The 14,417-nt window shown below is 59.3% G+C and carries 8 protein-coding genes and 4 pseudogenes; 6 read left to right on the forward strand and 6 right to left on the reverse strand.

What is annotated here, in order from left to right; all coding sequences use genetic code 11:
* Together AB3X96_RS40745 and AB3X96_RS40750 are read right to left on the reverse strand one after the other, a co-directional pair.
* Positions 1–212 (reverse strand): transposase (locus AB3X96_RS40745; protein ID WP_368594190.1); only part of this gene is annotated, 212 nt, incomplete at its 3' end.
* 127 nt (positions 213–339) lie between these two features.
* A pseudogene (locus AB3X96_RS40750) lies at positions 340–1,200 on the reverse strand (transposase).
* Between the two features lie 223 nt (positions 1,201–1,423).
* Between AB3X96_RS40750 and AB3X96_RS40755 the strand changes: the two are divergent.
* Together AB3X96_RS40755 and AB3X96_RS40760 are read left to right on the forward strand one after the other, a co-directional pair.
* Positions 1,424–2,679, forward strand: a pseudogene (locus tag AB3X96_RS40755) (IS110 family transposase).
* Between the two features lie 420 nt (positions 2,680–3,099).
* Positions 3,100–4,372: pseudogene (locus AB3X96_RS40760) on the forward strand (RNA-guided endonuclease InsQ/TnpB family protein).
* Positions 4,373–4,628: 256 nt separating this feature from the next.
* On the opposite strand, the gene AB3X96_RS40765 reads toward AB3X96_RS40760, so the two are convergent.
* Entirely contained in the window at positions 4,629–5,534 is a 906-nt protein-coding gene (locus AB3X96_RS40765; protein ID WP_368594191.1) for a trypsin-like serine protease, read from the reverse strand.
* 352 nt (positions 5,535–5,886) lie between these two features.
* Here AB3X96_RS40765 and AB3X96_RS40770 point away from each other — a divergent pair.
* A pseudogene (locus AB3X96_RS40770) lies at positions 5,887–6,201 on the forward strand (transposase); the annotation flags it as partial.
* A gap of 648 nt (positions 6,202–6,849) precedes the next feature.
* Here AB3X96_RS40770 and AB3X96_RS40775 read toward each other — a convergent pair.
* Positions 6,850–6,996: a hypothetical protein gene (locus AB3X96_RS40775; RefSeq protein WP_368594192.1), complete on the reverse strand. Its 147-nt coding sequence runs from the start codon at positions 6,994–6,996 to the stop codon at positions 6,850–6,852.
* Between the two features lie 887 nt (positions 6,997–7,883).
* Between AB3X96_RS40775 and AB3X96_RS40780 the strand changes: the two genes are divergently transcribed.
* Complete coding sequence (locus tag AB3X96_RS40780) at positions 7,884–8,081, forward strand: hypothetical protein (RefSeq protein ID WP_368594193.1); 198 nt, start codon at positions 7,884–7,886, stop codon at positions 8,079–8,081.
* A gap of 2 nt (positions 8,082–8,083) precedes the next feature.
* On the forward strand, positions 8,084–9,178 hold the full coding sequence (locus tag AB3X96_RS40785) for a porin (protein ID WP_368594194.1): 1,095 nt from the start codon (positions 8,084–8,086) through the stop codon (positions 9,176–9,178).
* A gap of 344 nt (positions 9,179–9,522) precedes the next feature.
* Here AB3X96_RS40785 and AB3X96_RS40790 read toward each other — a convergent pair whose 3' ends face one another.
* Complete coding sequence (locus tag AB3X96_RS40790; protein ID WP_176112261.1) at positions 9,523–9,741, reverse strand: hypothetical protein; 219 nt, start codon at positions 9,739–9,741, stop codon at positions 9,523–9,525.
* A gap of 380 nt (positions 9,742–10,121) precedes the next feature.
* On the opposite strand from AB3X96_RS40790, the gene rpoD reads away from it, so the two are divergent.
* Entirely contained in the window at positions 10,122–12,116 is a 1,995-nt protein-coding gene (gene rpoD, locus AB3X96_RS40795; RefSeq protein ID WP_368594195.1) for an RNA polymerase sigma factor RpoD, read from the forward strand.
* A 158-nt stretch (positions 12,117–12,274) separates the two neighbouring features.
* Here the strand turns inward: rpoD and AB3X96_RS40800 are convergent, their stop codons facing one another.
* The gene (locus tag AB3X96_RS40800; RefSeq protein ID WP_368594196.1) at positions 12,275–13,555 is read right to left on the reverse strand and encodes a hypothetical protein; all 1,281 of its coding nucleotides are present in this window, start codon (positions 13,553–13,555) and stop codon (positions 12,275–12,277) included.
* Positions 13,556–14,417 lie beyond the last annotated feature (862 nt).

The raw sequence follows: 14,417 nt of genomic DNA on the forward strand, positions 1-14,417 counted from the left end.
GGCGAGATGCCTTTCTCCCGCTCCAGCAGGTATTTTGTGATCCATTTACGTAGCAGATTGGCATTGATCCCGTGTTCCTGAGCCATGCGCGCGACGGAAACGCCGGGTTGCAGCGCGGCCTCGACCAACGTGCGCTTACCTTGCTCGTCGTAGCGACGCCGGCCATCACGGCTCTGTCGTACTACTCTTAACTCTGAGTCTTTGTCAGCCATGGGTGTCCACCTCGAATTGGTGGACGCCTATGCTCCTCGCTCCTGGCGATCACTGCCAGACGCTAAAGATGGACCGCTTACGATTGACCAACTCCCACGGTGGAAAGCCGTCGTAATGCTTCAGCCTCTACTGCGACAGCGGCGGGCGTTTGATATACCGGCCAAGGTAGTTCACGTTGCGGATATGGCTGTCCGACGATGGCGCAAAATGGACGATCCATGGCTTGCCGTAGTGACTATCCAGCCAGCGGCTCCACGCCACTTTTGTCGGGCACTACGTTTTCAGTTCCTGCGGCAGAACCAGCGCACCGTACGACTGCCGCAACAGATCGACGATTGCGTAGCGCCACATCGGCATGACCCGTGCCTTCACAAAATACATCGACTTCCACTGCTCGCCGTCGGGCGTTAAGCCCCCGCAGGTCACGCTCAGATGGACATGCACGTTCCATTGCAGGTCGCGCCCGAACGTGTGCTGCGTCGTGAAGATGCCCGGCAGGATGCCTTTGCGGGCCGCCGTTTTTTTGATGATGCCCGCAGCCAGCTGGCTGGGCGCCTTCAACAGCGTGCGGTTCAGCCTGAATACCTCCCACAGCGCCGAGGGCATCGTCAGGGTGATGTGCTGCCAGCGCGTTTGTGGTAGCCTCGCCGATTGCGTGGCGGTCCATTGGTCCGTCGCCTTTTTGCCGCACGTGGGGCAGAACCGGCTCTTGCAGCTGAAGCACACCTTCTTGCGATGCGGGCAGGCTCCGTTCGAGCAGCAGTGGCTCGAGTAGCCCATTACTTTCAGTCCGCAAGCCAGCAGGCGCACCACGTTGTCCACCACCGGCGAGCGGATCTCATGCTCATGCTTTTTGAAATACCGCCACCAAGCCTCGCCGGTCTGCAGCAGCTGTTTGATCGGACTGACGGATCTGATGATCAGTACCTCCCGTGCGCGACACCTCCGATATAGGTAGCCTGTCCTGCGTTCCGTGATACTGGTCACAGCTGGCAGGTAGCTGTCGGCGAAGGTGGGACACGCACCCCGTGGGCTACGAATAATATCTCGCAACGTTTCGCGACGTTTCTAGAGTCAGTTTCGAGTCCTCGGGTGCGCCTGCGTTCAAACGAATACTCAGGGTTTGCCGTTGCATCGGCTCGCTATATCGCCTTCGGCGGACGCAGGCATGGATGTTCCTTTGCGTAATCTACTACTTGCAGAGGTCCACATGTCACTTCTACAAGAGCAACCATTCACAGCCTATGTCGGAATCGACTGGGCCGACACGAAGCACGATATCTGCGTTCAGGCGGCAGGCGATTCTCGTCGCGAGTCGAGCTGCATTGCGCACCGGGTCGCGGCCATCGACGAGTGGGCACACGCTGCACCGGCGCTTCGGCGGACCAATTGCAGTGGCCCTTGAACTGGCCAAGGGGCCAATCGTCGCTGCGCTGCAGAAGTATGATTTCCTCGTGCTGTTTCCGATCAATCCGGCAACCCTGGCGAAGTATCGTGAGGCATTCCAGCCCAGTGGCGTCAAGAATGATCCGAAAGATGCGGAACTCGCGCTTGACCTGCTGCTGCACCATCCGGAGCGGTTCGGCCCCTTGAGGCCGCAGAGCGTCGCGATGCGGACACTGGTGAGCCTGGTGGAACGGCGCCGGCAGCTGGTTGGCGACCAGACCCGGCTGACCAACCGGCTGTGCGACACGCTCAAGCAGCATTACCCCCAGGCGCTCGAATGGTTCAGTGATCGTGGCACGGTGCTGTTCTGCGACTTTCTCGGCCGTTGGCCGACGCTGCGTTCGGTCAGGCAGGCCCGCACGGCGACCCTTGAAGCATTCTTCCATGCGCACCACTGTCGCAGTGCGAGGCGGATCAGCGCCCGTATCGCATCGATCCGCGAGGCGGCACCGCTGACTGAAGATCCGGCGATCATCGGTCCGTGCCGGCTGCACGTGCTGGCACTCGTTGCACAGCTACGCGCGGTGCTGGCTGCAATCGTGCAGTTCGAGCACGAGATCGCCGCGGTAGCGCCAACGCTGCCGGACTATATGCTGTTCAAGAACCTGCCGGGTGCCGGCGCGCACTCGCCCCCCCGCCTGCTGGCTGCCTTCGGCGAGCAGCGGGAACGGATCCGGAGTGCTGATGAACTGGAGAAGTATGTGGGTATTGCCCCAGTGACCGAGAGCAGCGGGAAACAGAGATGGGTCCACTGGCGCCTGCGGTGTCCGAAATTCCTGCGCCAGACCTTCGTGGAATGGGCTGCCCAGACCATCCCGCGCTCATTCTGGGCGCGGCGCCTACTACCGGCAGCAGCGCGCGAAGGGCAGCTCGCATCACATCGCCGTGAGGGCCCTCGCATTCAAGTGGATCCGCATTCTGTATCGCTGCTGGCAGACGCGCACGCCGTACCACGAGACCATATACCTCAACGTGCTCAGGAAACGCGGGTCACGCCTTCTGGGCAAGCTGGACGCTTAGGTTAAGACCGTGGCCTGCTCATCTATCTGATTAGGGCAAGCCGCGCAGTGGCGCGTCAGGCCGAAGGCGAAGATCGCGGGGAGCCGGTGGGCAACGAGGGAACCGCCGTCAGGCGGCTGTCCACAGCCTCGTGCTGTGGGCAGCGTCGTTGTCCACGGGCGGACGCGGGATGATCGTCATAGCGACGTGTAGACATTGAACAAAAACCTTGACAGCCCTTCTCAGGGCATGACTCAACCATCCCCCGCTCGCGGCCAACGGCGGGCTTGCCTGCGGCGTTGGCCTTCGCATACCGACGGTTCCAGTCGCCGCGCAGCGGCTTACCAAAAGCGCGGAAAGCCCCGTCGTTCACGGCGGGGATGGAAAGCGCGGACGCCGCAGGCGTCCTTGACAACGTCAGCATGCTGATATCCTGTGCATATGCAACGACTTCAAGCCTTCAAATTCGAACTGATGCCGACCGGTGAACAGGTGCGCAAGATGTGCCAGTTCGCGGGCGCGTGCCGGTTCGTCTTCAACAGGGCGCTGGCGTTGCAGGTTGAGCGCTACAAAGGCGGCGAGAAGAAGCTCGGATACGCCGGGCTGTGCAAACAGCTCACCGAATGGCGCAACAGCACAGATACGCCGTGGCTGGCCGACCTGCATTCGCAAGTCGGCCAGCAGGCGCTCAAGGATCTAGAGCGCGCCTACACCAACTTCTTCGATGGTCGCGCCAGTTTTCCGCGCTTCAGGCGCAAGGGAGAACGCGATAGCTTCCGGTTTCCGCAGCGTGTCGAGGTCGATTGTGCGAACGGCCGCGTCAGGCTCGAAACTCGGCTGGCTGCGCTATCGCAATAGCCGTGCGGTGCCTGGCGAGGTCCGCAGCGCAACCGTGTCGCTGCACGCCGGCAAGTGGTACGTCTCTATCCTCACGACGCGTGAAGTCGAGGCGTCTGTGCCTCACGGTCCGGCCGTCGGGATTGATGTCGGCATCACGCGCTTCGCCACGCTGAGCGACAGCACGTTCATCGCACCGCTCAACAGTTTCAGAAAGCACGAACAGCGTCTCGCAAAGTACCAGCGCCGCATGGGGCGCAAGGTCAAGGGTTCGGCGAACTGGAAGAAAGCGAAGGCCCGTATCCAGCGCATCCACGCGCGTATCGCCAATGTCCGTTCGGACTTCCTGCACAAGGCCTCGGCCACGATCAGCAAAAACCACGCGATGATCGCCGTCGAAGACCTGAAAGTGCGCAACATGTCGAAGTCCGCATCGGGAACGCTTGAAGCACCGGGACGCAACGTGCGTGCAAAGTCGGGACTCAACAAGGCGATTCTCGATCAGGGTTGGGGAGAGTTTCGTCGGCAACTGGAGTACAAGACGGCGTGGTGCGGCGGATTCTTTGTTGTGGTACACCCGCGCAACACGAGCAGAACCTGCCCGTGCTGCGGCCACGTCTCGGCTGAGAACCGCACGTCTCAGGCGAAGTTTCTGTGCGCCGCGTGCGGATACGAAAATCATGCCGACGTGGTCGGTGCAATCAACATTCTTTCCCGCGGATCGGCTGCATTGCGGGACGAAGGGCAGGACACGGGCGACGCTTCGCCCGGGTGCGCATGCACAGCCCGGATCGCCTGTGGAGAGCCGGTGCAGTCGGGCCGCTCTGTGAAGCAGGAACCCGCCGAAGTGACTATGCATACAGTTTCTCATGCGTAGCGCCGTAGGAATCCTCCCCCTTCCCGCGAAAGCGGCGACCGAAGGTCGAGGGGGAGGAGGATGTCAACTTGTTCTGTAAGGGACTGCCAGGCTTTTCAGGAGCGACTCAACCACATGGCAAAGCGCCGCACGGAGGCGGCGCTTTGCTGACTGAAAAGCTACTTCCACTACCCACACGGAATGCTGACGACACAGTCCGACGTCATGAACGCCGACCCGCTCGCCTTCATCCGGCAGTGGGTCGCGACGGGGCACCTCACTCGTCGTCGGTCGGCGCCAGTTCCCAACCGGCGTTTTCACCGTTGCGGGATAGCGGATTGTCCTCGCCGACATCGGTGGGTAGGTCGGCCGGGGCGAGACTGTAGCTGTAAAGCTCGTACAGCACCTGTTGCATTGGCGTGTAGTAGACGATGGAGCGGCCGACAGGCTCGCCGGAGGAGATGATCCCGATCAGTTGCCGTTCGTACGTGACGACCGGTCCGCCGGAGTCGCCGTTTTCAATGCTCAAGAGCTCGGACGAGTGCGCGGCATTGATGTGCTCATAATTCGGTGTATAAACTCCCGCCTCGACAGACATGCCTCGCCACACGCAGCGGACGCCGGTGCGCCAACCGCTTGTGCAGAACTGTTCATACGGCGCGTCCGCCCACCCGGTAACAGCAAGGCGCGCTTCCTGCCCGGCGCGCGGCATGAAGACCTGGTTATTCGCAAGGGGCGTATAAGTCTGGATCGGACTGCAGAAGGCTGCGCTGTGGTGAGAGGAGGCGCATTGCAAGGACATCGGATTCGGCTTGGGCGATACCCGCACAAGCTCGATGTCCGAGGCAGCCGACTGCCACACGACGTTGCCGATGGCAACGGTACCCACCTGGATGGTCGCGTACATCGGCGCGCAGTGCTTGGCAAGCACGAGCCATCGTGTGGCACGTTGGTAAGGCGTCAGTCTGTGGAGGATGCTCTTGGGCACCAACACCGCCCCTACGCTGCATGATCCAGAGGGAACGCTGACCTTCGAGCCAGAGATGACCGGCAGGACGGCGCGGTCGGGATTGCGAGGCTGCACGACGTCCGGGGTTTGCGCTGTGGCGACCGAGGATGCGAGGTTGGTGGCGATGGCCATTGCGAGGGGTGCCACACGCTTTTTCAGTGGTAGGGTTTTCATCAGGGATCGAGTCCTCTCAGGGATGTCGGGATCGGGGAAAGTGGCGGTTCGCGAGGCCCATTTCAGGCCTCCGGCTCGCCTTCGTCGGCACCATGTCGGCCGGGGCGGCGTCCGGGCCCATCTCGCGGGCTTGGGTTCAGCAGGTTCGTCTGCACGTCTCGCTCCTCAGGGGCATGGATTTTTTGCCACCTTTATCGGCGTTGTTGCATTTAGTCCCCACGCAGCGGCTTACCTTGACGACGAAGGTAGGCACAGCGCTCCAGCACCCGTTCGGGGGAAACGTACCTTTGGTGCAAAAAATGGCGGTTGCGTCCGAAAAGATTCAAAAAATCAAAGGTCCTGAGGCCCGGCGCTGTTATGCGTCTACGCGCTGGGCGACGAACTGAAACGGCTGTGCTTCTGCCGCAAACCCGCCTCGGCACAAAAGGCCTACGAGCAGTGGTTCAAGCAAGCCCGGCAAAGCGGGATTGCCGCTCTGACATTGTTCGCCCAGCGTCTGCAAGGCTATTAGCCGGGCTTGGCGGCCCGTTGCCGGCGTCCGTTCAATACCAGCGTCGTCGAGGACATCAACAACACCATCAAGGTCATTAAACGTCGCGCTTACGGGTACCGCGACGAGAAATATTTCTTCCTCAAAATCCGCGCTGCGTTCCCCGGTAATCCTCGAGGAACCAGAAACTTGCCAGTAAGTCCCTGCAATTCCTACACCCCGATTTCCACCGGAAGCCTGAATGTTCAACATTCCGCGAATTGTTATGAGCCAACTTGATAGAAGCACTGCGTAGATGCGCGGGTCGTGCAGAACACGTCCGCCGAGGACTGCTTGCTCCAGCCTCAGTAATCTCGCTAAGATAAACATCGACTTGGTGAGTCAGTTTGGCCAGCGCACCTTCGCCTCGGACATCGGCCAATGTCACATTTCACCTCGCGCCGCTGATGAATGTGGGATTTCATTTTGTCATTGCCTAGTTTCTCGTAGGCATTACGCGAAGCTCAATGACCAGTCGCTTTGCTCCGCCGCGTGACTCCCATGCCCATCTTCCCCGCCGGGCCCGCAGTAGTAGGTAGAAGTATCGAAAGGGTCCGCAGGACTTGGAATTGAGTACATTTGGATCGGAACCTCGGTAGCCTGCGCCGCCACCCCCATTAGAGCGACGGACAGCAGGCCACCACATAGCACTCGCTTCATATTTTTCATAGACACTCCATATCGGAACACGTTAATACACCGTAATTTATTTGCCCTCGCCGCACTGGCCGCCGCAGGTTACGTATCGTACGAAATTCTCTACGCAATCACTAGAAGGAATGGGTATCAAATATATTGATGCCGATGCTGCTCATCATGGAGGTCGGTGCTGAGGGATCGCGGCGGGAGCTTGTCGTTCGAGGCATGAGGAAAACCAAAGGTATCCGTACGTCCCCTATCCACGTCTTTGCAGTCTTGGCGGTCCTTTTTCATGATCTCGAGGTTCCTTTGCCTGCACTAATGCTGGCTTAGGCCTCCTGCCGCTCCCAGTATCCGGCTGTCTGAATTGCTCAGGCACCTCTTCGCGATGCTTCCGGGGTGGCGGAACGCGGCCCCTACTACAGGGCTCCCGCATACCATTCATAACGCTTGTGAAGTCGGGGGACTTGAGATTCCCATCAAAGATTTTCCTGTGGGCATAAATTGTCTTTATTTGATATCGCCCCTGCTATTGAGGTATAACGTACGACAGCGGTTTATTGGGGATCGGAAAATGCAGCCTATTCAAAAAATAGGACATTGTTATCACCTAAGCAGTGGTCACTTTCCGCAGAAAAACGTAGCATTGAATGTCTTACTGCGCGTTTTTGTGATGTATATCGACATGGCATTTTGCAACATAGAGGAATGCAGGCAATGACGAAGAGCCGGCCAGTTGCTGTCCAGCATTAACCGTGAAAAAGGGAGTTTCCACACGATCTCACCCCTCAACTGCCGATCGAGTAGCCTGCGTTGCAAAGGTAGGGATATTCGAGTGGAATAGTGGTTCTCAACTGCTGCCGCGGCACATCACAGCGGCTCATCGGTCGTTCCGTTGGAGCGCAGGGAATCCTCGCTAGTCAGTGCCTGATTGTCATATCCAGCGGCAGGCCCTACGATCAACGAAACTTGGGATCCCGCGATTCTTCTGTTGTTCCGTCGACAGTGTGCATCGCCGTTAGTGACCAAATGATAACTACATTTTTCCGTCGAACGAAAAGGGGGGCAGCGCGGTCGCGCCACTGTGTCTGTCCTGGCATTCTCCTGCCTGTGGCAGGAGTCAGATCTCTTTTCGTTCCTGTATCGGACAAACCGGGGTGCGAAACCCCATGGAGCCGCACATGAACGTCACAGTCACCTCCTGGCGCCAGCCTTTGCGGCTGGCAACATCATCCGGATCCCGCCGTCAATCGATCTGCCGATCTGCCGATCTGACTAGCTTCGATCCGTCGGCATTTTACCGGCAATCTCGCGTGGCACCCGTGTGCCTTCGCATTGGTGCGTTCGGCATTTTCCGCCCCAATACCCCTTCTTTTTGATCATGAACCAACTTCACTACTGCTCGGTGGCCGGCGCATTGCTAGCGCCCCTCAGTTCTACCTGCTCAGCCCAAAGCGTCACGTTATACGGTGCACTCGATGCGGGCCTCGCCTACGTCAGCAACGTGGATGGACATGCGCAATATCGCGCGACGTCGGGATTGATAGATGGCAGTTTCTGGGGCTTGCAAGGTACCGAAGATCTGGGCGGCGGAGCCCGAGCACTTTTTCGCATGGAGCGTGGCTACTCGGTGACCTCGGGCGAAGGATTCAACGATCGTCCGATGTACGTGGGACTTCAATCCGAGACCCTCGGTACGCTGACCCTCGGCCACCAATACGACCTGATTCACGACTATTTCGCGCCGTTCACGCTGACAGGGGGAACCGGCGGTACCGCGTTCGCGCATCCGTTTGACAACGACAATGCCAACAACTCCTACCTCGCCGCGAACTCCGTCAAATATGCAAGCGCCTCTCTGAACGGGTTCAGCTTCGGCGGCATGTATGCATTCTCCAACACTGCAGGCCGGTTCGCGCAGAACCGCGCATACAGCATTGCTGGGAACTACGGCAATGGCCCATTCAATGCCGGTGTCGCATGGATGCACAACAACGGACGCGGCCTCAACGAGGTCGGTGCCTACTCGCCATCGGCATTGCCCGGCAGCGGTCAGGCAGTGATCGACGCCAGTGTGCAAAAGCAGGATGCGGTCGCCGCCGGCGCGAGTTATGCGCTCGGCGATGTGACTCTGGCAGGGGCGTGGTCGCGTTCGATCTACACAGGCGTTGCCGATGCGGACAGCGGCAGCGTTTTGCCGTCGATCGGGTTCAGTAACTACGAGATCAGCGCGGTCTGGCAAGCTTCGCCCGCCCTCTCGCTAGCGGGTATGTACGTGTTCTCCGACGCTTCTTCGGCGCATTGGCACCAGGGCGCGCTGCAGGCCGTCTATCAGCTGTCGAAGCGTACGGACGTGTACGCGGAGACGATCTATCAGCACGCGTCATCGGGCGCGCCTGCCGTGATCAACATCAACGATCCGTCAAGCAGTCAAAACCAGTTGCTCGTTGGCACGGGCATCCGGCACCGCTTCTAGGGCTGGATGATGTCGGCTTACGACGCCGCGAAGCGCGCAGCACACGACGCTACTCCGCAACCAGTTGTTCGTTTTGAGCTGAACCGGTCGCTTGCCGGATAGAACGGACGCTGCATATGCGGTCAACGACTCGGCGCGCCGCGCTGAATTCGCCCGTCAAGGCATCGACTTCCGTGTTGAACGGCCGGCCGCTGCCGATATCGAAGCGCGGCGCAAACGCCGCTGCGGTGTTCCCCCTTTTGCTGGCCGCTCTCGTCAAATGAATTGAAAAGATTGCGACTGACACGCAGTTGTCTCTAAATCTTTGGGCGTTGTCGCCGGTTTTGCATAGCCGGGGTGGCCGGTTACTGCTCGATGAACATGCGCCACTCCGGGAACTGCTCGAAAAAGCTCTCGCCCACATAGACATGATAGACAACGGGCGAATTCGTGCTCGACAAGGTAGGGGGCGTACTGAAGGTGGAAAGCCCTGGGTCAATGCCGCTGGTGCTCGCCCATGCAGTCAAATCGTCCAGCAGGTTGCCCGCTTCGTCGCGCGATACTCGCAATTTGATCGGCTTCATCGCCAGTTCCGCAGATGCTCAAGATCGTCGGATGGATATCATAATCGAAGCGCCGGGTAAGTCATACGCGGGGCAACCGGGAGATGCCCGTGGTGCTCGATCGCGCGCTTTCCGGCATTCGCCTACCTCAGGCAGGTCCGCCGGCTCCTCATTTGATCGCGGTCCGTGTCAGCCGAACAATTCGCGGGATTGGTGCAGTGCAGCAAATGGTGTTACATTGCTAGCCTTTCCTCCTCGCGCGCCACGTTTTGCGCTTCCCTATCGCACGCTGGTTCTGCGGGCCGTGTTCATTGCCCGTTGCGATCCTTCATCTCGTGCCTGCCCCGCAGCCGGCAACCGCTGGTTTCGCGATCGCCGGGCAAACCCATTCAGGAGAATGTATGGCAAAGGTTGATCCGTGCAATTCAGGTCCAGATACAGCTGCATCAGCGCCGAAAGCGTCGGCCCGGCGCGCATCGAAGAGCAAGGCAACCGCAGGCCTGCTGCCGGTGGATACAGTGTCGCCGGACGAAGAGCAGCAGCGTCAGATGCGCGCACTCATTCAGCTCGGCAAGAAGCGCGGCTACCTGACTCATGCCGAAATCAACGATCACCTGCCGGACAACTTCGCGCAGACCGCTGCCATTGAAACCATTGTCAGCACCTTCAATGACATGGGCGTCGCGGTCTACGAACAGGCGCCTTCAGCGGAGGTGCTGCTTATGAACGATGCGGCGCCGGCAACCATGTTGGATGACCAGGCCGACGAGGAGGCGGAAGTGGCGCTTTCCACCGTCGATTCGGAATTCGGGCGTACGACCGATCCCTTCCGCATGTATATGCGTGAAATGGGCGCGACCGGATTGTTGACTCGCGCGGGTGAGATCGAGATTGCGAAGCGAATCGAAGGTGGCCTCCAGGAAATGATCCGGACGATTGCTGCGTGCCCGGTTACCGTCTCCGCGATCCTTCTGAGCGCGAAGCAGATTGAAGCCGGTGAACTGCGCATCGACGAACTGGTTGACGGTATCAATGAGGAAACCGAATCGGTCGAACAGTCGTCGACGGATTTCGCTGAAGCGCCGCACACCGAGCAGGCCACAGCTGACGATGACGACGACGACGGCGATGAGCACAGCGAGATTGAAGACCGGGACACGGCGAGGGCGAACGAAGCGCGCCTGAAACAGCTCACGAGCGACAGCCTCGTTATTTTTGCCCGGGTGCGCGAGCTGTTCGAGCAGATTTCTGGTTCCCATGCTGTGCAGGGTATGGGGCGGGTAGCTGGCGCGGACCTGCGTGAAGCGATCCAGCGCGAGTTGGCACCCATTCGCTTCACGGCGCGGACCATCGATCGGCTATGTAACGATGTGCAACAACAGGTCGCACAGGTGCGCGCAGTCGAGCGCCATATTCTGCAAATTGCTGTTGACCGATGCGGCATGCCGCGCGAGAAGTTCGTCAAGTCGTTTCCGGGACGCGAAACTGATCTCGCGTGGACTGAAAGCACGGCGGCGGCGTCGCGCGAGTACGGCGCCGCCCTCGAACGTAGTCTGCCGGCGATTCAGGCTGAACAGCGGAAGCTTCTCGATATCGAAACGAAGGTCGGACTGCCGTTGCAGCAGTTGAAGAAGATCAACCGGCAGATGATGGCGGCGGAGTCGAAGATGCGGCAGGCAAAGCGCGAGATGATCGAGGCCAACCTGCGCCTCGTGATCTCCATTGCGAAAAAATATGTGAACCGCGGCATGCACCTCCTGGATCTCATCCAGGAAGGAAATATCGGCCTGATGAAAGCCGTCGACAAATTCGAATACCGACGCGGCTGGAAATTTTCAACTTATGCGACCTGGTGGGTGCGGCAGGCAGTCACGCGTTCGCTTGCGGATCAGGCTCGCACGATCCGGATTCCTGTTCACATGATGGAGTCGATCAACAAGCTGAACCGGATTTCCCGCGAGATCCTGCAACAAACCGGACGCGAGGCTCATCCTGCGGTGTTGGCGCAGCGCATGGAATTACCGGAAGAGAAGGTTCGCGCCATGTTGAAGATTGGAAGGCAGCCCTTATCGCTTGAGACGCCAGTGGGTGACGATGCTGATGCGACACTTGGCGATATGATCGAAGATCCGACGGCGACGTCGCCCGCCGATGCGGCCGTGCAGGCGAATCTGCGCGCCGCGATCAATACGGCGCTCGACGCATTGTCGCCGCGTGAAGCGAAGGTCTTGCGGATGCGTTTCGGGATCGATACCGCATTTGACTGTACGCTTGAGGAACTGGGCAAACAGTTTGACTTGACACGCGAACGGATCCGGCAGATCGAAAGCAAGGCGATGCGAAAACTGACGCATCCGAACCGCACCGCCAAGCTACGACCATTTCTCGACCATTAAGGCGCTGACGCGTGTATTGGAGGCTTGTGCCGTTTCGAAGGGGGGCGTGAGCAGTCAGTTGTCGACCGGATAGTTGCGGTCCGATACCTCTGGGTCAGGGCGGGCCCGATGCGCGTCGGGCTCCGCGGGACAGTGTGTCATCGTCCGCTAGCGCCGACTCACAACAGGACTGCCTGCTGCAAAAGTTCCAGAGCCTCCAATTCGTCCAGCCGTCCTGTGCGCGCCTTTCCTGCCAACGTCTTGATCAATGCTTCCGCGATTGGCGCGATGCCGTGGAGATTTTCCAGACTGGTGACCGAAGCGGGGAGTGGGACGAGGTTTTGCTGGGAGATTGCGGCGGGCTCAAGTGCCTCAGGGGTTGCCGATATGACTGTAGGCAGCTCGCCGTCATTTCCTTCAGAAGAGCGACCGGCGGCCTCGGCATGCGCATTGCTTATATGATCAGGCGGGCCGACGACCATTGCCGTATTCTCATCTGCGACGTCCGCTGAAGCTGGCGAGACATTTTCCGGCTCGACCGGGACGCCCGTCCGCGCGCGCCGCGTGTGCGCCTTTGGATATGCGGGTTTGCCTGGCGCACCTTTCTTCGTCGCAGGCTCGACCGACTCCTGTTGTGCAACGGATCCCCGACTACGCGAAGCAGGGGTCAGCAAACGTAACACCGACTCGGGAATTTCCATTTCCGAGCGCGGTGTGTCCAGCCAGCCAGTCGGCAAACCAAGACGCTCCGTGAAACGGTTCGCCTCGGCATCGTCCATGCGCTTCTTGCCATATAGCCGATGGACGGTATTGGACTTAGTCATCGACATGACGACACCAAGGCGCGCCTTGGAGCCGTTGCGACCCGTGAGGACGTGGAGGTTCTGCCGTCGAATGTTTTCAAGCGTGGCGCTGTCGTCTAACGCCAGCGGTTGCTGCCGGGTCGCTTGAGAAGAGGCTCTGGGTTTCGATGATGAACGTTTTCCTGCCGCATGGGCGCCTGTCGGTCTGGTCAACTGGCCTCGACTCTTTTTGACGGTCACCGGCGACCCGCCCGTTGCTTTCTTTGGCATTTTCGTTTCCTCGGACAGGTTGTCTGCAAGAATGGATTGTTGGCCGCCGTTCGGGGCGGAAGCCGGTATGCGCGTTTGAGACGCAACCTCGGGCTCGCTGTCTGTTTTGATAAAGTCGAGCGGTGACTTCAGACGGGCGATGGTTTCGGGCGCGAGGGCAGGATGGGGCTGGTCAAAGAAACCATGCGGCAGTCCAAGCGTGGTTTCCATATGAAAAGCGGTCTCGGGCGTGAATCTTTCACCCTTCATCAATTCAGCAACTCGCGTCATGTTCGAGTCGAGTCCGAGCGCGATATTCTCTGCACCCACCGCATCGACGAGAAACTGGAACGACCGTGTTTTGAAGATCGACGCAGTCTGAGTGGAGTCTCGAGGAGGCGCCTTCACGTATGGTTGTCCCGGCCGGTTGGATGGAGACTTTTCGCGTGGCGAGGTTGGCGTTGTCCGCTGTCCCGAGGTCCCGCAAATCGTCCGCGGGGTTGATCCATAAAATGTGGCTCCGTGCGATCGTTGATGTTTTGGCTCGTGAATTATAGACGAGAGGCAATGTTTGCATCGGATGCGCCAGCCTGCCGATATAGGGACGGTATACGAGCCGGAAGCGAGCTTCGGGACCGCAACGATGAGCATGGGTGGGTTCAACGAATCTACCTTGGCCGTGGCCGCCCATCGATCTGCAATGCGAAAACGATCGCAATCGGGCACCCATCTATGCCGCCAAGGCGCGATGTTCAGATATCGGCGCGCACTGTGTCTGTATCAGACGCCGGAGAATTCGCGCATCGGACTGTCTGCGTTGCAGCAGGACATGCCGACGCAGCATTGCTGCCCAGCATAGTTCGACGGCATCCCGACGCGCCGCAATGACATTGCGTACAGCATCTGGGTGTCGTCGGCCGCCGCCTCGTCGACTGATAGAGCGTAGTCGATAAGAAGCTCGCCGCCGGTTCGATATGGACGCGAGCGTGAATGAACACCTGGTCGCCCGTTTCGATGGCTTCGCTGCTGCAAAGACGGGCTCCGGTCTCGAACCTTGGTGGGTGGGTATTTTCAGGGATTTCGGAAATATTCCGGGGTTTCCATCCAACACCCGATCCAACAGTCGCCCCGGAAGCGCGAGATTACTTAGTCCGTCCTGAACAATCCGTAGAGCCTTGAGTAGCTGGGCTTCCGGGTAGAAATCGTGTTGTTGGAATTGCAGAGACCTGGCATATTGCTTCACATAGCCTGCAAATTCTGACGAGGTTCA

This window comes from Paraburkholderia sp. BR13439, assembly GCF_040948805.1.
In the GTDB taxonomy this organism is placed as follows: domain Bacteria; phylum Pseudomonadota; class Gammaproteobacteria; order Burkholderiales; family Burkholderiaceae; genus Paraburkholderia; species Paraburkholderia youngii.

Excerpts from the sequence above, each read along its gene's own strand:
- AB3X96_RS40780 (WP_368594193.1), top strand. The coding sequence starts at position 7,884 with ATGAACGTCACAGTCACCTCCTGGCGCCAGCCTTTGCGGCTGGCAACA.
- rpoD (WP_368594195.1), top strand. The coding sequence starts at position 10,122 with ATGGCAAAGGTTGATCCGTGCAATTCAGGTCCAGATACAGCTGCATCA.
- AB3X96_RS40765 (WP_368594191.1), bottom strand. The coding sequence starts at position 5,534 with ATGAAAACCCTACCACTGAAAAAGCGTGTGGCACCCCTCGCAATGGCC.
- AB3X96_RS40790 (WP_176112261.1), bottom strand. The coding sequence starts at position 9,741 with ATGAAGCCGATCAAATTGCGAGTATCGCGCGACGAAGCGGGCAACCTG.
- AB3X96_RS40785 (WP_368594194.1), top strand. The coding sequence starts at position 8,084 with ATGAACCAACTTCACTACTGCTCGGTGGCCGGCGCATTGCTAGCGCCC.
- AB3X96_RS40775 (WP_368594192.1), bottom strand. The coding sequence starts at position 6,996 with ATGAAAAAGGACCGCCAAGACTGCAAAGACGTGGATAGGGGACGTACG.